Raw genomic sequence first — 19,350 nt, 5'->3', positions numbered from 1 at the left:
CGGAGAGGAGATTTGAAGCATGGCAACCACTTGGGATGCAGATGAGGCGAAACTGTCGCGGTCGTCCGGCGGTAGAATTGTGCGGGCAGGTTCTCGCCTCGTAAAACCGGCTGGCTCCACTGGCCCCCGCGCCCGGCGCAGGCTGGGTCCCGGACCTGCGATCCCTTTCGGGTTGCAGATCGGGCCGGTATTGCTCGTCTTGACCTGGGTCGTCGGCTCGGCGCTCGGATGGATCGACCCGCGGATCCTGTCGGCGCCGTGGACGGTGGTCGAGGCCTTCGTAAGGCTGATAGAGCAGGGTCGCCTGCAGGACAATTTCGTGACGTCGGCGACACGCGCCCTGCTCGGCCTTAGCATCGGATTGCTGATCGGCACGATCCTGGCGGTGATCGCCGGCCTTTCCCGGATCGGCGAAGCCCTGATCGACGGGCCGGTCCAGATCAAGCGCGCGATACCGACGCTGGCCCTGATCCCCTTGCTGATCCTGTGGTTCGGCATCGGCGAGAGCATGAAGGTTACGACCATCGCGCTTGCCGTCATCGTGCCGATTTACATCCACACCCACAATGCGCTCCGCAGCATCGACAGCCGTTATGTCGAACTGGCCGAAACCCTGCGGATGAGCCAGAAGGACTTCATCCTTCAGGTCGTGCTGCCTGGTGCTTTGCCGGGCTTTCTTCTGGGTCTGCGGTTTGCCGTCACCCTCTGCTGGGTTTCTCTCGTCGTGGTCGAGCAGATCAACGCCACCAGCGGGCTCGGTTACATGATCGATCTTGCCCGCAATTACGGGCAGACCGACGTTATTCTCGTCGGCCTGGTGGTCTATGTGCTGCTCGGTCTCGTTTCGGACGGTCTCGTCCGCCTGCTTGAACGGAGGACCCTCTCATGGCGCCGCACCCTGGCAAACTGAAGCCCGCAAACAAAGCCGTCCACGTGCGAGACCTCGCACGCCGGTTTGCGACGAAGACGATTCTCGACGGCGTCGATCTCGATATCGAGGAAGGCGAGTTCGTTGCCCTGCTCGGCCGCAGCGGCTCCGGCAAAAGCACGTTCCTCAGGGCGCTTGCCGGTCTCGATCATGGTGTCGAGGGAACCGGCACCCTGGAGACGCCGGAGAGCCTTTCGGTGGTTTTCCAGGACGCCCGCCTGCTGCCCTGGCGCACAGTCATCCAGAACGTCACGCTCGGCTTGACCGGCGCCTCCGGCCAGGAAGCCGGACGGAAGGCTTTGGCGGAGGTAGGACTTGCAGGCCGGGAAACGGCGTGGCCGAACCAGCTTTCGGGTGGCGAGCAGCAGAGGGTCGCTCTTGCCCGTTCGCTGGTGCGCGAGCCCGCCCTGCTTCTCGCCGATGAGCCGTTCGGCGCGCTCGACGCGCTGACCCGGCTGAAAATGCACGATCTGCTGCGGGAGTTGTGTGCAAGACACCGTCCTGCCGTGCTGCTCGTCACCCACGACGTCGACGAGGCGATTTCGCTGGCCGACCGGATACTGGTTCTCGACGAAGGGCGTCTCATCGAGGATCTCAAGATCGATCTGCCGACGCCGCGCGATCACGGCGATCCGCGCTTTGCGCAATTCCGAATCCATCTTCTCAGCCGGCTCGGGGTCGAGCTTCCGGGCCGCAAGGCCGCCTGACATCAGCAACAGCTCAATTTGATCTGGAGATAAGCCAATGAGCACATCGAAAAGGCAAATGCGGCTTGGCGCATTCATCATGGCGACCGGCCATCATATCGCCGCCTGGCGCCATCCGGAGGCGCAGGCCGATGCCGGCCTCAATATCGATCACTACCGCGAGCTCGCGCAGACCGCCGAACGCGGAAAATTCGATCTCGTCTTCGTCGCCGACAGTCCGGCGGGATGGGACCGCGCCAAGGACCCGGAAGCGCTTCGCCGCACCGCCCAGGGCGCACATTTCGAGCCGCTGACCCTCTGGGCTGCCCTCTCGCAGGTGACCAAACATATAGGCTTCGTCGCCACGGCATCGACGACCTACGAGGACCCCTACCTGCTGGCCCGCAGGTTCGCCTCGCTGGACTATATCTCCAAGGGCCGCGCCGCATGGAACGTCGTCACGACGGGCGCGGATGTTTCGAAGAACTTTTCCATATCGGGCCATCCCGCCCATGCCGATCGTTATGAGCGGGCCGAGGAATTCGTCGACCTGGTGAAGGGTTTGTGGGATTCCTATGAGGACGACGCCTTCATCCGCGACAAGGAAAGCGGCGTCTATCTCGATCCCGACAAGGTGCATCTTGTCGATCACAAGGGCAAGTTCTTCTCGGTGGCCGGTCCGCTCAACGTTGGCCGTCCGGTTCAGGGCTATCCTGTCATCGTGCAGGCGGGCGCATCGGAACCGGGGCGCGAACTTGCCGCCCGCACGGCCGAGATGATCTTTACCGCCAACCAGACCTTCGAGGATGCGCAGGAATTCTATTCCGACGTCAAAGGACGGCTCGACCGCTACGGACGCCGGCCGGATCAACTGCTGATCAGTCCCGGCATATTCCCGGTTCTCGGCGGGACGGAAGCGGAAGCCCAGGCGAATTATGACCATATCCAATCGCTGGTTCATCCCTCCATCGCCTGGAATATCCTTGCCCGCCACTACAAGGGCATCGACCTTTCCGGCTACTCGCTGGATGATCCCGCCCCTCCCCTGCCTGAAAATACCGAACTCAACAAGAGCCGCCTCAAGCTGGTTTCGGATCTGGTATCGCGCAACAATCTGACGCTGCGCCAGTTCTATCTGGCGGTCGCCACCGCTCGTGGCCACCGGACGGTGGTCGGAACACCCGAGCAGATCGCCGATGCGATGCAGAGCTGGTTCGAGAACGGTGCTGCCGACGCCTTCAACATCATGCCGCCGATCCTGCCCACCGCCTTGACCGATTTCGTCGATCAGGTCGTCCCGATCCTGCGCAAGCGCGGCCTGTTCCGGCACGAATACGAAGGCACGACGCTGCGCGAGAACCTTGGCCTCCAACGCCCGCCGAATGGCTTTGTGGTTCCGGCGGAGCAGCAGCAGGTGCAGGCGGCCGTATGATTTCCCGGGGGCTTCCCCTGGTTTTCTTGTTCCAATCACAGACAGAACCGCAGCATCGCATGAGCAACAATTCCGAATTTCTCTGGTATATTCCCAACGACGTCAAAGCCGGTCATCGCGGCGATTCCGCCGTCGAGAACCACAACAGCCTGGATACGCTGACCAGCCACGCAAGGGCGCTGGAGGAACATGGCTGGAAGGGCGCGCTTATCGGTACCGGTTGGGGCCGCCCCGACACGTTTACCGTCGCGGCCTCGCTCGCCGCCCGAACCACCACCTTCGAACCGCTCATTGCGATCCGTCCAGGCTATTGGCGACCGGCGAATTTCGCTTCCGCGGCGGCGACACTGGACCATCTGACGGGCGGCCGCGTGCGGATCAACATCGTGTCGGGCAAGGATAACCTGCCCGCCTACGGCGACAGTGAGGGCGATCAAGCGCATCGCTACGCCAGGACCAAGGAGTTCATGCGGCTGGTCCGCAGATTATGGACCGAAGAAAACGTCACCTCGGCAGGCGAGAACTTCCGCGTAGCTGAATCCACCGTGGTGCCGCGCATCCAGGTCCGCGGCGACCGTCGGCACCCCAAATTCTATTTTGGCGGCGCCTCGGAGGCGGCCGAGCGGGTGGCCGCCACCGAGGCCGATGTCCAGCTCTTCTGGGGCGAGCCGCTCGACGGTGTCCGCGAACGGATCGGGCGGCTCAAGGCGCTGAGCCGGGAACTGGACCGCGACCTCCCGCCGCTGGAATTCGGACTGCGGATAACGACGCTGGTCCGCGATACCACCGAACAGGCCTGGGCCGATGCCGAGGCGAAGGTCGCCGAGATGGCGAGAAGCAAGGGCGTCGGCTGGCACGATCACCAGCGGGCGCTCGCCGTCGGCCAGCAGCGGTTGCTCGATCTGTATGAGCGCGGCGACGTCCTCGACGACAACCTCTATACCGCGCCGGGCAAGTTCGGCGGCGGCGGCGCCGGCACCACCTGGCTGGTCGGGTCGGCGGAAGACGTCGCCCGCTCGCTGCGCAAATACCAGGATCTCGGCATCACCCACTTCGTGCTGTCCGACACGCCCTATCTCTCCGAAATCAAACGGCAGGGCGATCAGCTTCTTCCGCTGCTGCGCGGCTGAAACCGGAGCAGCGGCGCTCCGGTACCGCCGCTGCAATTCATGCCTATTGGCGAGGCCGTTCAGAGCGGCGCGCAGTTCGCGGGCAAGCCGCCGAACCTTGTTGTTTGGGCGAGATGGGAGATTTCGCAACCACGGGGAGAGCGCTCGTCCAATCGCCCATCCGAAAAGCGCAAATGCTATCCAGATAGAGCGCCATAGCTTGCTCCGTCGGCTCCGTTTACACTCTCTAAAATATATTACTCTAATTTTTTAGGTATCGGGCCGACGTTCTTGAGAACTGTCACCTCCGCCATGATGGCGGGCCAGGCACCCGAATTTCGCATGAAATCGGCTTTTATTGCTTTGACGGATGTCCCGTATCTCAAGCGCGATTCCGGGCACAGGGTGCCCGTCGGCTGCCGAGACATTCTTCCAACAAAGCTCACCGCGGGGGAGAGTGCATATGAAGAATATCATGAGTTTCGGGGTTGTGGCGCGCTTGGCGCTTGGCTTCGGCGTTCTCCTCTTGCTGATGGTCGGCTTGACCATCTATTCGACGGAAGAAGTTGCGCAGATCAACGATAAACTTGGAGCGATCAACGACGTCAATAGCGTGAAGCAGCGGTTTGCCATCAACTATCGCGGCAGCGTCCATGATCGGGCGATTGCCATCCGTGACGTCACTCTGGTGACCTCTCCCGATGAACGGAAGACGGCCGAGGCATTGATCGAAAAGCTGGCAGCCTCTTACGCCGAGAATGAAAAGCGCATGGCGGATATGGTTGCATCTCCGGCCGGTGCGACGGAACAGGAAAAGACCATCCTCGGCGAGATCGCAGACATCCAGGCGAAGACCAATCCATTGGTCGCCCAGATCATTGCGCTGCAGGAGAAGGGCGACGGCGAGGCCGCCCGCAAGATCCTGCTCGAACAGGCGCGGCCGGCCTTCGTTGCCTGGCTCGGCGCCATTAACAAATTCATCGACTATCAGGAAGCGCTGAACAAATCGATCGGCGGCGAGGTTCGCAGCATGGCAAGCGGCTTCAAGCCATTCGCCCTGACCGCGCTTGGCATTGCGGCCGTTCTTTCACTGGTTGCCGCCGCCGTGACGGCACGTACGATTGTCGGTCCGCTGGCAAAACTTCAGCTTTCGCTGAAAGCGATGGCCGACGGTAATCTTGATGGCGATCGTCGCCTCGAAGCGCGCGGCGATGAGATCGGCAAGCTCGCACGGGCAGTGGCCGGGCTGCGCGATGCGATTTCGGCAAAGGCGGAGCGGGAAGCTGACGCGGAAGCGAAGAGAGCCGTATCGGAGCGGCATCGGCTCGAGCAGGATGCCGATGAGCGCCGCACCCTTGCCGAGCAGACGGACAAGGCTGTCGGCCAGCTTGGCGATGCGCTGCAGGCACTGGCTGATGGCGACCTTACACAGCAGATTGGCACTCCGTTCATTCCGTCTCTGGAAAAGCTCAGAGCCGACTTCAATTCTGCGGTCGAAAAGCTCCGCGCCGCCATGCAGAAGGTTGCTCAGAACGCCAGTGCCATCGCCGCCGGTGCACAGGAAATCCGCTCTGCCTCGGACGATCTCGCCAAGCGGACCGAACAGCAGGCAGCCTCGGTCGAGGAAACCGCCGCTGCCCTGGAAGAGATTACGACCACCGTTGCCGACTCGAGCAACAAGGCTCAGGAAGCCGGCCAGCTCGTTCGCAAGACGAAGGATAGTGCCGAGCGCTCGGGCAGCGTCGTTCGGGATGCGGTCGATGCCATGGGCAAGATCGAATCCTCCGCCACCGAAATCGGCAGCATCATCGGCGTCATCGATGAAATCGCGTTCCAGACTAATCTGCTGGCGCTCAATGCCGGCGTCGAAGCCGCCCGTGCCGGTGAGGCAGGCAAGGGCTTTGCTGTTGTGGCTCAGGAAGTGCGTGAATTGGCGCAACGTTCCGCCAAGGCGGCAAAAGAGATCAAGGAACTCATCAACGCTTCGAACGGCCACGTCAAAAGCGGTGTGGCCCTGGTTGGCGAGACCGGAAAGGCGCTGAAGGAGATTGCCGAGCAGGTGCACCAGGTCGACGGCAATGTGGGGGCCATCGTCGGCGCTTCGAAAGAGCAGGCGACGGGGCTAAAAGAAATCAATACCGCCGTCAACAGGATGGATCAGGGCACACAACAGAACGCCGCCATGGTGGAAGAAGCCACAGCGGCCGCCCACAACCTCGCCAAGGAAGCCGACGCGCTGTTCCAGCTTCTGGGCCAGTTCAACATTGGCGGAGCGGTGGCTCCGAAGCGTGTAGCGCAGCCCGCTGTCGCGGCGCCCCGTGCTCAACCGGCGCCCTCGCCTGCGCGCCAGATGATTGCCAAGGTGGGTAAGTCGTTCCAGACGAACGGGAATGCAGCATTGGCCGGCGATTGGGAAGAGTTTTAAGTCGCCCTGATTTCCCGCCAGCCTATGCTGGAACGCCAAAGCGGCATAATTTTGCGAAGGGCAGCGTTTGCTGCCCTTCGCATTTTCGGATCAAAGAGGGTGAGCATGATGTTGTCCGAAAACCGCTCACACTTTTCGGCATCATGCTCTAGTCCAGGGGCACGAACAGGCCGAGCTTGACGTCCCGCAGCACGACATTCGTGTGCATGCGACGGATCTGCGGATTGTCAGCCATGATCAGGGCCGCGATATCGTCATAATGCTCGACGTCGCGGGCGGTGACGATCGCGATCAGATCGACCGCACCTGTGACGTAATAGACCTGCTGTATGTGATCCTGCTTCTCCGCCCAGAGGCGAAACTTCGCCAGCGCGTCGTAATTGTCCCGCTCGATCTCCATTCCGACGATGAACACCATCGCTGTGCCCGTCGCCTTGCGGTCGACGACGGCTACCTCCGCCTTGATAATCCCTTCCTCGCGCAGCCGCTTCAACCGCCTCTGCACGGCCGATACCGACAGTCCGATCCGTTCGGCAATGGTTTCGGCTTTCAGTTGGCAGTCGCGCTGAACGATATCGAGAATGTCACGGTCAAAACGATCGAGCTGTTCCATTGTCCAATCCTAGTTCTCGCCGCAGCAATTCGCGCATTCTGCCGTACTTGCCGCATGAGAACGATTATTTTGCATAATATATGCAGAATAGATGAAAACTGCGCGAAAAAACCGCGTTATTTTATCATTATCCTTCGCAAAATCAGTTCAACCGGAACCATGCATGTCGGATCAACCCTTTCCTGCTCTTCGCGTCGAAGATCTCCATAAAAGCTTCGGCTCGCAAGAGGTTCTCAAGGGTATCTCGGCGCAGGCCGAGAAGTCCGATGTGATTTCGATCATCGGCTCGTCGGGCTCCGGCAAGAGCACTTTTCTCAGATGCATCAATTTCCTGGAAACGCCGGATCGTGGCCGGATTGCCGTGAACGGCGAGGAGATCGCGCTGAAGATGGGGCGGGGCGGCCGGCTGCAGCCGCGCAGCTGGCGGCAGATCGAACGGATACGGACCGGACTGGGGATGGTCTTCCAGAGTTTCAATCTCTGGGCTCATCGGACCGTGCTGGAAAACGTTATCGAGGCGCCGGTGCATGTCATGGGCATTTCGCGGCGCGAGGCCATCGAAAAGGCCGAGGCCCTGCTCCACAAGGTCGGGCTTTTCGACAAGCGCCATGCCTATCCCGCCTTCCTCTCCGGCGGTCAACAACAGCGCGCGGCGATTGCCAGGGCGCTGTGCGTCGACCCTGCTGTCATGCTGTTCGACGAGCCGACATCGGCGCTTGATCCGGAGCTGGTCGGCGAGGTCCTGAAGGTCATCCGCGATCTCGCGGAAGAAGGCCGGACCATGCTGATCGTCACGCACGAAATGCGCTTCGCCCGCGATGTCTCGAGCCGTGTTCTTTTCCTGCATCAGGGACGGATCGAGGAGGAAGGCCCGCCGGACCAGATATTCGGCGCGCCCGTCAGCGCCCGCTGCCGGGAGTTCACCGGTCTCAGCGCCCATTGATGCGCACCCTATCCTCGACAATACAAACCAGGAGAATCCTGCGAATGAAACTGCTCCCCACGCTTTTCGCCGGCGCGGCACTCGTGCTTTCCGCCGTCACCGCACAGGCCGAAGTCCGCTTCGGCGTCATGAACGAATCCTATCCGCCCTTCTTCGCCAAGGACGCCTCCGGCCAATGGCAGGGATGGGAGATCGACCTGATGAACGCTGTGTGCGAGCAGATGAAGGAGAAATGCTCGATCGTCGAGATTTCCTGGGATGGTCTCATTCCGGCCCTCCAGAGCAAGAAGTTCGACGTAATCTGGTCGTCGATGTCGAACACCGCGGAACGCTCGAAGGTGATCGATTTCACCGACAAATATTACAACACGCCGAGCACCTTGATCGGTCCCAAGGACCAGAAACCCGGTGCTACCGCCGAGGACGTGAAAGGCAAGACCATCGGCATCCAGGTGTCGACGATCCAGTCGGAATATTACAAGAAGTATTTCGCTGAAGCCGCGGAGGAAAAGACCTACCAGACGCTCGACGAGGCGTTCCAGGATCTCGCCTCCGGCCGTATCGACTATGTTTTCGGCGATTCACTGGCGCTTGACGCTTTCCTGAAAAGCGATGGTGGTAAGGATTGCTGCGCCAAGATGGGCGACGTCGCCGACGACAAGGAGATTCTCGGCGCCGGCGTTTCGGGCGGCCTGCGCAAGGAAGACTCGGAGCTGAAGGCCAAGCTGAACACGGCGATCGCTGCCGTCCGTGCCAGTGGCCAGTATGACGCCATCAACAAGAAATACTTCGATTTCGACATCTACGGCGCAAAGTAAGCAGCCGGAACGATGGCGACCACGCAACAAGGTATTCTGGACCTGCTGTCTCCCTATCCTCCGGGATGGGGCGGCGTCCTTCTGGCAGGTGCGGTCTCCACGGTCGCCATCTCCGCTTGCGCCTTTGCGATCGGCTTGCTGCTCGGCACGGGCGGCGCGCTTGGGAAGCTCTCGGGCAACCGCATGCTGCGCCTGCTGCTCGATCTCTATACCACGCTGATCCGCGCCGTTCCCGAGCTGATCCTGATCGTCGGGCTCTATTATGCCGGCACCGATGGCCTCAACCGGCTGCTCGCCGCGTTGGAGCTGCCGCCGGTCAATGTGAACGGCTTCGTCGCGGCCGTCGCCGTGCTGGGTTTCGTGCAAGGCGCCTACATGACAGAGGTACTGCGCGGCGCGATCCTTGCCATTCCCGTCGGCCAGATCGAGGCCGCCAAGGCCTTCGGCATGGGGCCGGTGCTGAGGTTCCGCCGCGTCCTGCTGCCGGTGCTTTTGCCGAACGCGCTGCCGGGTCTTGCCAATCTGTGGATGTCGGTCACTAAGGACAGCGCGCTGGTCGCGGTCGTCGGCTACCAGGAACTGGCGCTCGCCACCCGTCTTGCCGGGGCAAGCACCAAGCATTACTTCGTCTTTTTCCTTGCTTCGGCCCTTCTCTATCTCGCCATCACGCTCGTTTCCAACGTCGTCTTCAAACTGATCGAGGGACGGGTACGGCGGGGGCAGCCGCGCCTTTGCCTGAAGAAAGTGCCCTATGAATTTCACCTGGATCTCTTCTTATTGGCCGCTGCTTCTGACCGGCGCCTGGCAGACCGTTTGCCTGCTGGTAATCTCGGTGGTGTTCGGCTTCGTCATCGCCATTGGCCTGGCCTTCGCGCAGGTCAGCGGCGGCAGACTGACGCGGCTGCTCGCGCGGAGCTACTGCACCTTCTTTCGCGGCACGCCGCTGCTGATACAGCTATGGCTTCTCTACTACGGGGTGGGCTCACTGCTGCCCATGGTCCCCGGCATCCGCCAGAGCCTGTTCTGGCCGGTCCTGCGCGAGGGCTTCTTCTTCGCCGCCGTCAGTTTTACCCTGAACTACGCAGCCTATGAGGCAGAGGTGTTGCGCGGCGCGCTGCTTGCCGTTCCCAAGGGCGAACTCGAAGCGGGCCGGGCCTTCGGCCTCTCACCCTGGATGCTGACCCGCCGCATCTGGCTGCCGCGCGCCATTCGCATCGCCCTGCCGACGATTGCAGGAGAGATCGTCATGCAGCTCAAGGCGACGCCGCTCGCCTTTACGGTGACGGTGATGGATCTCTACGCCGTGGCAAACAAGGTTCGGCAGGACACGCTGCTCGTCTATGAACCGCTGCTGGTCGTCACCTTCTTCTATCTCGCCCTGACCGCGGTGATCGCCCATGTCTTTCGAGGTCTCGAAGCGCAGGTGCCAATTCGCCGCTAGGTCGATGAATCCCGCTACTTTGTTTTGAAAGCCCGCAGCCGAGGACGGCGCGACAGCCTGAATGGAGATTACCTCATGAGCACCACGCGAATTCTCGACGGCGGCATGAGCCGCGAACTTCTGCGGCTGGGCGCCGAACTGAAGCAGCCCGAATGGTCGGCGCTGGCGCTGATGAATTCGCCTGACATCGTGCGAGAGGTACACCAGGAATTCATCGCCGCCGGCGCCCAGATCATTACGACGAACAGCTATGCGCTCGTGCCTTTTCACATCGGCGAAGAATGCTTTTGGACGGAGGGGCCGGCGCTGATCCGTCTTGCCGGTCGCCTGGCGCGCGACGCCGCCGATGCCGCTACCGACAGGAAGGCGCTGGTAGCTGGTTCGCTGCCGCCGATCTTCGGCTCCTACGAGCCGCAGAATTTCGAACCTTTGCGGGTGCAGGACTATCTCGCAGTGCTTGTCGAAAACCTCGCGCCCTTTGTCGATATATGGCTCGGCGAGACGCTGAGCCTGATCGCCGAAGGCGAGGCTGTCCGCAAGGCGGTAGCGGCGTCGGGCAAGCCGCTTTGGATTTCCTTCACCTTGGCGGATGACGAAGCCGCGATCAAGGGCGGCGAGCCGAAGCTTCGTTCCGGCGAAAGCGTGGAGGACGCGGCATCCTGGGCGGTATCATCGGGCGCGGAAGCCTTCCTGTTCAACTGCAGCAAGCCCGAGGTGATGCAGACAGCGGTGGAAACCGCGGCGCAAGTCTTCCGAAAGATGGATGCTCCTATCGAAGTCGGGGTCTATGCCAATGCCTTCGAAGGGGAAACGGGCGAGGCAGCTGCCAATGAAGGCCTGCACGACACACGTGATGATTTGAATGGCGATGCCTATTCGCGTTATGCCTGTTCCTGGGTTGAAGCCGGCGCAACGATCATCGGCGGCTGCTGCGGCATCGGCACTTCCCATATCCATCGCCTGAGGAAGACGCTATTGCGCTGAATAGCCGAGAGTGAGGCTGCTGCCGAGAATTGCGGCTTTCGGGCTTATTGATCCTCTTGGTGAAGTGACCGCGCCAGCGCTTCATCCGCCCTCGGCGCCGTCTTCTGGAGCTCAAGAAGAAACTCGATCTGCTTCGGCGCTATCAATCCGATTTCTGAGAGATGCAGGGGTGCTCAGCCCCGTTTCGGTCGGGCCGGGGCATGCTCCAGGCCGGCGGCGGCCTTCTTCAGGCAATCGAGGTAGCGGTCCCGGTTGGCGATGCCATCGTCGCGCGGCGTGACGAGGCAGAGCGTTGCGGCTGCATGGCCTTCCTCGCCCCGCACAGGTACGGCAAAACAGTGGGTGAAGCTGTCGACGATGCTGTTGAAGGTGAAGAGACCTTCACGCTCGGCCTGGCGGACCTCGGCGATGAAGGTTTGTGGCTCGAGCCATTCGCCGTTCGGCAGGCGGAAATCCTGCGGCGGAATGAAGTTCAGGATTTCCTGATCCGACAGATGCGCGACGAGCAGGCGGCCCGACGCCGTCCACGGGATCGGCACCGACTGCCCGACATCCGTCGAAATGCGGAAGGGGCGCGCGCCTTCGCGCATGCGGACAACCGTGTATCTGTTTCCATCCAGCATGCAGAACTGCGCCGTCTCCCGCGTCTCGTCGGCAAGCTGTTCCAGCGTCGCCTCGCATTCGCGGGTGAAGTCGAAATGGTTCTCATAGGCTGCGCCGAGGAAATACAGCTTGCGGCCGAGATAGACACGCCCCTCGCCGCCGGTGAATTCCAGGATGCCGTTCTGCAGCAGCAGGTTGACGAGCTCGTAAACCGATGAGCGCGGCGCGCCGATCTGCGCGGCGATTTCATTCGGCTTCAGGGCCTGCCGTTTCTGGCGCAGGAAATCGAGGATTTCGAAGGCACGGTCGAGCCCTCGGGCGCGTTTGCCGGCTGCTTCGTCCTGCACTGCATCCATTGCTATCGATCCTTCTTTGTCCGGCCAAGCTTTTCAAGCCGGCTGCCGCATCTGTCAATCGGTCCGTCATTCGTTGCGAATGAAATTTTCCGACCCCTCTTGCGAGGTGGAAAAATCGGCATAAGATCACTTCGTCCAATATATAGATCATATGTACGCTATATTGGACATTGATGGCAAGCGGCCAACGCTGCCGCACACAAAAAAGGGGATCGACATGAGGAATCTTGAAAACGGCATTTCTGCTTCGCTGCGCCGCCGGCTTCTTGCGGGTGCTGCCGCCGCTGCGGCACTGCTCGTCTTTTCGGCAGGTACGGCCTCGGCCGCCGCCAATTGCATCAAGGGTGACAGGAAGGCGCCCTATACGATCGGCTGGGCAAACATCTATTCGGTGCCGACCTGGATGAAGCAGACCGAAGGCACCATCACGGCTGAAGTGGAGGAGCTGAAGAAGGCAGGCCTTGTGAAGGACCTGATGATCACGGACGCACAGGGCAACGCCCAGACGCAGATCCAGCATATCCAGTCGATGATCGACGCCAATGTCGACGCCATCGTCGTGATCGCCGGTTCCTCCAATGCGCTCGACCGCGTCATATCAGATGCCTGCGACAAGGGCATCGCCGTCGTGAATTTCGACAGTCTGGTCAATACCGACAAGGTGACGGCGAAGATCAACACCGATTCCAACGAATGGGGCGCGACCGCTGCCAAGTGGATGGTCAGCCAGCTCGGCGGCAAGGGCAAGATCATCATCATGAACGGTCCGGCCGGCATTTCGGTGAGCGATGACCGCCGCAAGGGCGCCCAGCCGGTCCTTGACGCCAATCCCGGTCTCCAGGTGATCACCGAGACGAACACGGAATATAACGTCGCGCCAGCACAGGAAGCGATGACCAGCCTGCTCTTTGCCAATCCCGAAATCGACGGCGTGCTGTCGCTCGGCGGCGCGCTATCGGCCGGCTCCGTCCTTGCCTTCGAGCGCCAGGGCCGCGACCAGGTGCCGACAACAGGCGAAAACGCAAGGCAGTTCCTGGAGCTCTGGAAGGAGAAGGGACTGAAGGGCTGGGCGACCATGCAGCCCAACTGGCTCGGCGCGCTTTCCGTTTACACCGCCGTGCAGGCGCTGGAAGGCAAGGACGTTCCGGCCTTCGTCAAGGTGCCGCTGCCCGTCATCGACGACAGCACGATCGGCAGCTACCTCGCACGGGCCGACAAGTTCCCGGCTGACGGCTATATCTACTCGGACTACGACAAGGCGCTCTTCGACAAGCTGCTTGCCAAGTAATCCGCCCAAGTAATCCGGGGTTGAGGAAAACCGTCATGACGGAAGAAAGACCCTTGCTGGAAGCCCGGCAGGTGTTCAGAGGATTTTTCGGCAATCCCGTGTTGAAGGGCGTCGATATCGCCCTTCTGCCGGGCAGGGTTCACGCCCTGCTCGGCGAAAACGGCGCCGGCAAGTCCACGCTTATCAACCTCCTGTCCGGCGCTCTGCAGCCGGACGGCGGTTCCATCCTCGTCGACGGCAAGCCGGTCGAACGCTTCAGCCCGGCGGCTGCGCGCGCGGCGGGTATTGCCGTCGTTCAGCAGGAGCTGAGCCTGACGGCCAGTCTCTCGATTGCCGAAAACATCGGGCTCGGCGCATTTCCGCGCCGGTTCGGCCTCATCGATTACAGAGCGCTCCATCGCGGCGTGTTAGACGTCTGCGATATGGTGGGACTCACCGAGCCGCTCGACATGCCGGTCGCCGACTTCGCGCTCGGCCGACGCCAGATGGTGGAGATCGCCAAGGCGCTGTTCCGCAAGCCGCGTGTGCTGATCCTGGACGAGCCGACCTCATCGCTCTCCGCGCACGAAGCCGGCATCCTTGCCCGCCTGATCGGGACGCTCAGGGATCGCGGCACGGCACTTCTCTATATTTCCCACCGCCTCAACGAGGTGCAGGCGCTGTGTTCGCATGTCACGGTGCTGAAGGATGGCCTGGTCACCGCCGACCAATCGCTATCCGGCATCGACGGCGAGGGCCTGGTGCGCCTGATGGTCGGCCGCGAGACCGGCGACCTGTTCCCGCCGCGCCCGGCCGCAGCACCCGGCCCGATGCGCGTCAGCGTCGAAGGTTTTTCCGCCGGCATGGTGCGTGACGTCAGCTTCTCCGCCCGCGCCGGCGAGATTGTCGGTATCGGCGGGCTGGTGGGACAAGGGCAGGAAGACTTGCTGCTCGGTCTCTACGGCGCGATTCCGGCCTCGGCCGATCGGGCGGAGGTATCCGGCAAGCCCGCCCTGCCCGCTGATGTCAGCGAGGCGAATGCCGCCGGCATCGTCTATGTCCCGGCCGACCGCAAGCATGAGGGACTGGTGCTGCCGCATTCCATCGCCTCCAACCTCATCCTGCCCTCGCTTGGACGGGTCGCGCGCCAGGGGCTGCGCGACCGGCCGGCGGAAAACGGGCTGGTCGCCGATCTCGCGCGCCGGCTGACGATCAAGGGCGACACGGCCCGCCCGGTGCAGGCGCTTTCCGGCGGTAATCAGCAGAAGGTGGCGCTCGCCAAATGGCTGCCGCTCGATCCCTCCGTTCTGCTCCTCAACGATCCGACGCGCGGCGTCGACATCGAGACCAAGCGGGAAATCTATCTCATGCTCCGCGCCTTCGCCGACGAGGGGCGGCTCGTCATTCTGGCCAGTTCCGATACGCCGGAGCTCGTGCATCTCTGCGATCGCGTCGTGGTTCTGCGCGGGGGGCGTGTCGCGGCGGTACTGTCGCAAGATGAAATCAGCGAAGGAGCGATCGTCGGCGCAGCGATGGGCATCACCACCACGACGCAGGGGGAGGCAGCATGAGTACAAGTTCGTCATCCCGGCTCTACGGCGCAATCCAGCTCCGTCGCAACCGCGGCCTTGCCGGCCTCTACCTGGTTGTCGCCGCCTTTCTCATCCTCTATGCACTGCTCTTTCCCGGCATCCTTTCGATCGGCGGCTTCTCCAAATTCACGCAGAACTGGTTCCCGCTCGCGCTCGTCACCATGGCGCAGGCGCTGCTCATGCTGAACGGCGGCATCACGTTGGCGATCGGCCCGCTCGTCAGTCTTGGAGCGGTGATCGCCGCGACGACGATGGGTGGGGCGCTCGGCGTACCGGGCGGCATTCTTGCTGTCTCGATTACTGGTCTTTCGATCGGCGCCGCCATGGGCGCCATCGTCACATATCTGAGGCTTACCGCAATCATCGTTACGCTCGCCGGCTCCTTCATCATCGGCGGGGTCGCGCTCATCCTGCTGCCGCGGCCGGGCGGGTTCATTCCCGATTGGCTGTCGACGGTGCTGGCCGGCCACACGCCCGTCGCCTTCCTGCTGCTCGTCGTGATCCTGGCGCTCTGGAAAGCCTTTCTTGCAACGCCGCTCGGCCTCGGCATCTACGCAGCCGGCGACAATCCGGTCGGCGCGTTCCGCTCCGGTGTCCCAGTCGAACGGGTGAAGGTTGTCGCCTTCGCCCTGTCCGGCCTTCTCGCCGCCCTGACCGGTCTCTTCGTCGCTGCGCAGACCGGCTCGGGTGATCCTGTTATCGGCACGCCCTTCACGCTGAACTCGATCGCCGCCGCCGTGCTCGGCGGCGTGGGCTTCCTCGGCGGCAAGGGCACGATGCGCGGGGCGATCTGCGGCAGCCTGCTGCTCTCGGTGATGATCAACGTCATGTTCTTCCTGGGCTTCCCGCCGGTCGCGCAATATGTCGCGCAAGGGTTGATCATCGTCGGCGCGGTCGCCGTGCCGGAACTTCTTGGGGCTTGGAGGGCAAGGCGATGAACATCATCAGGTCCGCGTTCCGCAATCCACCGCTGCTGACCTTCCTTCTGGTCGCGCTCGTCTGGGTCGTCGCAAGCCTCACACTGCGCGGTTTCGGCGCCTATGGCCACCTGCGCTACCTGCTCGAACTCGCCGCGGTGATCGGCATTGCCGCCGCCGGCCAGACGCTCGTCATCCTGATGGGCGGCATCGATCTTTCCGTCGGCGCAGTCATAACAGTGACGGCGATCCTGCTGCCGCTGATCTCGCCGGCCTGGGATCCGACCGGCCTCGCCGGCATCGCGGCGGCCCTTGCCATCGCTACCACTATCGGTCTGATGAACGGCGCCGGTGCTGCCTATCTTCGCGTGCCGCCGATCATCATGACGCTGGCCATGGCGACCTTCCTGCAGGGGCTGCTCGTCATCGTCGCCGGCGGCAGCGCGGTCACCGTCAGCAACCCGGCCGTCATTCTGCTCGGACAGGCGCGGCCGCTCGGCATTCCCTCAGGCATCATTCTGTGGCTCGTCGTCTCGATCATCGTCCTGCTGCTCGTCCACCGCATGCCGATCGGTGCCCGTTTCCTGGCGCTTGGGGCGAACCCGCTGGCGGCCCGGCTTTCCGGCGTCAGCGTCACCCGCAACACGCTGATCGTCCACTCTCTGTCGGGCTTTTTCGCAGGGCTTGCGGGCATTCTCGTGCTCGGCATGAACCGGCAAGGTTATGTCGGCATCGGCGACCCCTATCTGCTGACCTCGATCGCCGCCGTCGTGCTCGGCGGCACCTCCATCCTCGGCGGGCGCGGTACCTATGCCGGGACCATTCCGGGGGCAATCCTGCTCGTCACGACGACGGCGCTGATCACTGTCGTCAACGCCTCGCCCGGCTGGCGGTCGATCATGTTCGGCACGCTGATCCTTGCCCTTTTGCTGGTTTCCGGTCGCGAGGCACGCCGATGACGGAACTCTATGACGGGCCGGTGATCGACCCGCATCACCACCTCTGGGACCTCAGCCTAGAACGCCATCCCTGGCTGCAGAAGGCGCGGGGGTTCGGCGAAGAGATGGTTTTCGGGAGCCTCGCACCGATCCTGCGCAACTATGGCATTGACGATTATCGCGCCGATGCTGCCCGCCAGAACGTGATTGCAACCGTGCATGTGGAGGCGGGCTGGTCCGTTACCTACCCGCTGGAAGAGAGCCGCTGGCTGGATGGCCTCGACCGCAGCTCCGGCGTGGCGCACCGTTATATCGCGTGTGTTCCGCTCGACGGGCCGGACGCCATGCGGCTGCTCGAGGCGGAAGCGGCAGACCCGAATGTCGTCGGCATCCGTGATATTTTGAGCTGGCATCCGGACGTGGCCAAGAGTTTTGCGCCCCGTTCAGATCGCATGGGCGATCCCGCCTGGCGGGCGGGGCTTGCCCATGCCACGCGGCTCGGGCTGGTCTTCGATCTGATGCTCTATCCTTGGCAGATGGATGAGGCGCTCGAACTGGCGCGCGCTTTTCCGCAAACGCTTTTTGTGCTCAACCATGGCGGCAGCCCGGCCGACCGGACGGAGGACGGCATGACGCTCTGGCGCCGTGGTCTGCGGGCGCTCGGCAGCGAGCCGAATCTGCGCCTGAAGATTTCCGACCTCGTCGCCTATGACAATAAGTGGACGCTCGAAAGCCTGCGGCCGGTGATCGAGCATTGCCTCGAGTGTTTCGGTCCGGCGCGCGCCATGTTCGCGAGCGACTTTCCGGTTGCGGGCCTGCATGCTTCTTTCGACGAGGTTTACCAGGTTTTCCGCACGGTCGCCTCGCAGCTGTCTCTCGACGAGCAGCGCGCCCTGTTCTTTGCCAGCGCCAACGACACCTATCGCCTCGGTATCGCCGATCCGGCCGAGATCAGGAGTGGCTGCCATGTCTGACCTTCATACCGCGACGGAAAACGTGCTGATCGACGAGCGGGTGCGCGGCTTTCCGCCGGGCAATCCGCCGCTTCCGCTTGATGCAATCGGCAAGCAGGGATGGAAGCCCTATGACGGCAGGATGGCCCTGCCGCTGATCTCGCTCGACCAGCAGGCTTTCACCGGCAATGTCGAACTGATGACGGCCTATGTGAAGAGCCACGGCGCCGAAATCGCCCCACATGCTAAGACACCGATGTCGACGGCGCTGGCGGAGGCACTTCTGGCGGCAGGCGCCTGGGGTACGACGGTCGCCGATATCCGCCAGGCCGCCGTCCTGCTCAAGGCGGGACAGCGCCGGCTGATCCTCGCCAACGAGATCGGCGGGGCCGCCGCCGCCCGCCGGCTTGCGGCCCTGCTTCGCCGCTATCCCGATGCGGAACTACATGTCTTCGTGGATTCGACAGCGCTGGTCGAGGCTCTGCGTTCCGCCTGGCAGCAGCGTGCAGATCTGCCACCCCTCGGCCTGCTGGTGGAGTTCGGCGCCGGCCGCGCCGGTGCCCGCGGCGTCGACGCCGCCGAGGCCATTCTCGAGGCGATCCTTGCCGTGGAGACGCCGTCCCTTAGGCTGACCGGCATCGCCGCCTATGAGGGTGCAGCCGCGACCGCCGATGGGGAAGAGACGATGCTTCGCATCGACGCGCTGATGGCGGTGACATCAGATTTCCTGCCGAAGGTGCGCGCCCGCATCGGCAAGGAGCGGCCGCTCCTCGTGACGGCCGGCGGTTCGGTCTTTTTCGACCTTGTCATTGTCAGGCTTTCAGCCGCCGTCGCGGCCGATCCCGCCTGCCGGCTGGTGCTGCGCAGCGGCGCGATCTTCTTCCACGATCACGGCATCTACGAGCGCGGCCTTGCCGGCCTCGATGCACGCGGCGGTTTCCGCATCGGCGGCGAGACGATCTCGGCGGCCGCAGGTTTCCGTCCGGCGCTGCGGGTTTGGGCCGAGGTCCTCTCCCGGCCGGAGGCACGGCTGGCGATCTGCGGCATGGGCATGCGCGACGTTGCGATGGACCAGGGCCTGCCGCGGCCGCTGGCGCTCTATCGCAATGGGGCGCGTCTTGCCGATCTCGAAAGTGCTGAAGTGTTTCGCCTCAACGATCAGCACGCCTTCGTGGCCCTTGCCGACGGCAGCGACGTCGCGGTCGGCGACGTCATCGAGTGCGGCATCTCGCATCCCTGCACCTGCCTTGACCGGCATGCCATCCTCTACGGCCTCGACCCGGACCATTCGGTGACCGCGGCCTATCTGACCAGCTTCGGCTGAACTCTCCCTCCAAAAGCAAGA

At 62.8% G+C, this 19,350-nt stretch carries 17 protein-coding genes and 1 pseudogene; 16 read left to right on the top strand and 2 right to left on the bottom strand.

Annotation, left to right across the window (positions count from 1 at the left end; translation table 11 throughout):
• Positions 1-19: 19 nt before the first annotated feature.
• From RWK44_RS17755 to RWK44_RS17735, 5 genes are all read left to right on the top strand, one after another.
• The gene (locus tag RWK44_RS17755; protein WP_041936838.1) at positions 20-910 is read left to right on the top strand and encodes an ABC transporter permease; all 891 of its coding nucleotides are present in this window, start codon (positions 20-22) and stop codon (positions 908-910) included.
• Positions 886-1,635 carry an ABC transporter ATP-binding protein gene (locus tag RWK44_RS17750; RefSeq protein ID WP_130671266.1) on the top strand — a complete coding sequence of 250 codons (750 nt, stop codon included), beginning with the start codon at positions 886-888 and terminating at the stop codon, positions 1,633-1,635. The genes RWK44_RS17755 and RWK44_RS17750 overlap by 25 nt, the downstream gene beginning before the upstream one ends.
• Positions 1,636-1,672: 37 nt before the next feature.
• Positions 1,673-3,046: an LLM class flavin-dependent oxidoreductase gene (locus tag RWK44_RS17745; RefSeq protein ID WP_221972888.1), complete on the top strand. Its 1,374-nt coding sequence runs from the start codon at positions 1,673-1,675 to the stop codon at positions 3,044-3,046.
• Positions 3,047-3,105: 59 nt separating this feature from the next.
• The gene (locus tag RWK44_RS17740; RefSeq protein ID WP_316029191.1) at positions 3,106-4,176 is read left to right on the top strand and encodes an LLM class flavin-dependent oxidoreductase; all 1,071 of its coding nucleotides are present in this window, start codon (positions 3,106-3,108) and stop codon (positions 4,174-4,176) included.
• A gap of 442 nt (positions 4,177-4,618) precedes the next feature.
• Positions 4,619-6,580 (top strand): methyl-accepting chemotaxis protein, encoded by a 1,962-nt coding sequence (locus RWK44_RS17735; RefSeq protein ID WP_316029190.1) that lies wholly within the window; start codon positions 4,619-4,621, stop codon positions 6,578-6,580.
• Between the two features lie 148 nt (positions 6,581-6,728).
• Here RWK44_RS17735 and RWK44_RS17730 read toward each other — a convergent pair whose 3' ends face one another.
• Positions 6,729-7,193: an Lrp/AsnC family transcriptional regulator gene (locus RWK44_RS17730; protein WP_003555489.1), complete on the bottom strand. Its 465-nt coding sequence runs from the start codon at positions 7,191-7,193 to the stop codon at positions 6,729-6,731.
• A 163-nt stretch (positions 7,194-7,356) separates the two neighbouring features.
• On the opposite strand from RWK44_RS17730, the gene RWK44_RS17725 reads away from it, so the two are divergent.
• From RWK44_RS17725 to RWK44_RS17705, 5 genes and pseudogenes are all read left to right on the top strand, one after another.
• The gene (locus RWK44_RS17725; RefSeq protein WP_316029189.1) at positions 7,357-8,136 is read left to right on the top strand and encodes an ABC transporter ATP-binding protein; all 780 of its coding nucleotides are present in this window, start codon (positions 7,357-7,359) and stop codon (positions 8,134-8,136) included.
• Between the two features lie 44 nt (positions 8,137-8,180).
• Positions 8,181-8,954: a transporter substrate-binding domain-containing protein gene (locus RWK44_RS17720; protein WP_132612664.1), complete on the top strand. Its 774-nt coding sequence runs from the start codon at positions 8,181-8,183 to the stop codon at positions 8,952-8,954.
• 12 nt (positions 8,955-8,966) lie between these two features.
• A pseudogene (locus RWK44_RS17715) lies at positions 8,967-9,686 on the top strand (ABC transporter permease); the annotation flags it as partial.
• A 19-nt stretch (positions 9,687-9,705) separates the two neighbouring features.
• The gene (locus tag RWK44_RS17710; RefSeq protein ID WP_132612660.1) at positions 9,706-10,395 is read left to right on the top strand and encodes an ABC transporter permease; all 690 of its coding nucleotides are present in this window, start codon (positions 9,706-9,708) and stop codon (positions 10,393-10,395) included.
• Positions 10,396-10,470: 75 nt separating this feature from the next.
• Positions 10,471-11,379 carry a homocysteine S-methyltransferase family protein gene (locus tag RWK44_RS17705; RefSeq protein WP_131641943.1) on the top strand — a complete coding sequence of 303 codons (909 nt, stop codon included), beginning with the start codon at positions 10,471-10,473 and terminating at the stop codon, positions 11,377-11,379.
• Positions 11,380-11,552: 173 nt separating this feature from the next.
• Here RWK44_RS17705 and RWK44_RS17700 read toward each other — a convergent pair whose 3' ends face one another.
• Positions 11,553-12,338 carry an IclR family transcriptional regulator gene (locus tag RWK44_RS17700; RefSeq protein WP_131641944.1) on the bottom strand — a complete coding sequence of 262 codons (786 nt, stop codon included), beginning with the start codon at positions 12,336-12,338 and terminating at the stop codon, positions 11,553-11,555.
• 217 nt (positions 12,339-12,555) lie between these two features.
• On the opposite strand from RWK44_RS17700, the gene RWK44_RS17695 reads away from it, so the two are divergent.
• The 6 genes from RWK44_RS17695 to RWK44_RS17670 are packed head-to-tail and all read left to right on the top strand — an operon-like array spanning position 12,556 to position 19,329.
• A complete protein-coding gene (locus tag RWK44_RS17695; protein WP_131641945.1) occupies positions 12,556-13,626 on the top strand; it encodes an ABC transporter substrate-binding protein in 1,071 nt (356 codons plus the stop codon).
• Positions 13,627-13,661: 35 nt separating this feature from the next.
• A complete protein-coding gene (locus RWK44_RS17690) occupies positions 13,662-15,176 on the top strand; it encodes a sugar ABC transporter ATP-binding protein (protein WP_316029188.1) in 1,515 nt (504 codons plus the stop codon).
• The gene (locus RWK44_RS17685; RefSeq protein ID WP_316029187.1) at positions 15,173-16,135 is read left to right on the top strand and encodes an ABC transporter permease; all 963 of its coding nucleotides are present in this window, start codon (positions 15,173-15,175) and stop codon (positions 16,133-16,135) included. The genes RWK44_RS17690 and RWK44_RS17685 overlap by 4 nt, the downstream gene beginning before the upstream one ends.
• Entirely contained in the window at positions 16,132-17,073 is a 942-nt protein-coding gene (locus tag RWK44_RS17680) for an ABC transporter permease (RefSeq protein WP_168256869.1), read from the top strand. Before RWK44_RS17685 ends, RWK44_RS17680 begins: the two co-directional genes overlap by 4 nt.
• Positions 17,070-18,026 carry an amidohydrolase family protein gene (locus tag RWK44_RS17675; RefSeq protein ID WP_316029186.1) on the top strand — a complete coding sequence of 319 codons (957 nt, stop codon included), beginning with the start codon at positions 17,070-17,072 and terminating at the stop codon, positions 18,024-18,026. The genes RWK44_RS17680 and RWK44_RS17675 overlap by 4 nt, the downstream gene beginning before the upstream one ends.
• Entirely contained in the window at positions 18,019-19,329 is a 1,311-nt protein-coding gene (locus RWK44_RS17670) for an alanine racemase (RefSeq protein ID WP_316029185.1), read from the top strand. Before RWK44_RS17675 ends, RWK44_RS17670 begins: the two co-directional genes overlap by 8 nt.
• Positions 19,330-19,350: the final 21 nt, after the last annotated feature.

Source organism: Rhizobium sp. 25PS6, assembly GCF_032464655.1.
Lineage (GTDB): Bacteria > Pseudomonadota > Alphaproteobacteria > Rhizobiales > Rhizobiaceae > Rhizobium > Rhizobium laguerreae.
The sequence above is the reverse complement of the archived record's forward strand: the minus strand, read 5'-3'. Positions and strand labels throughout refer to the sequence as shown.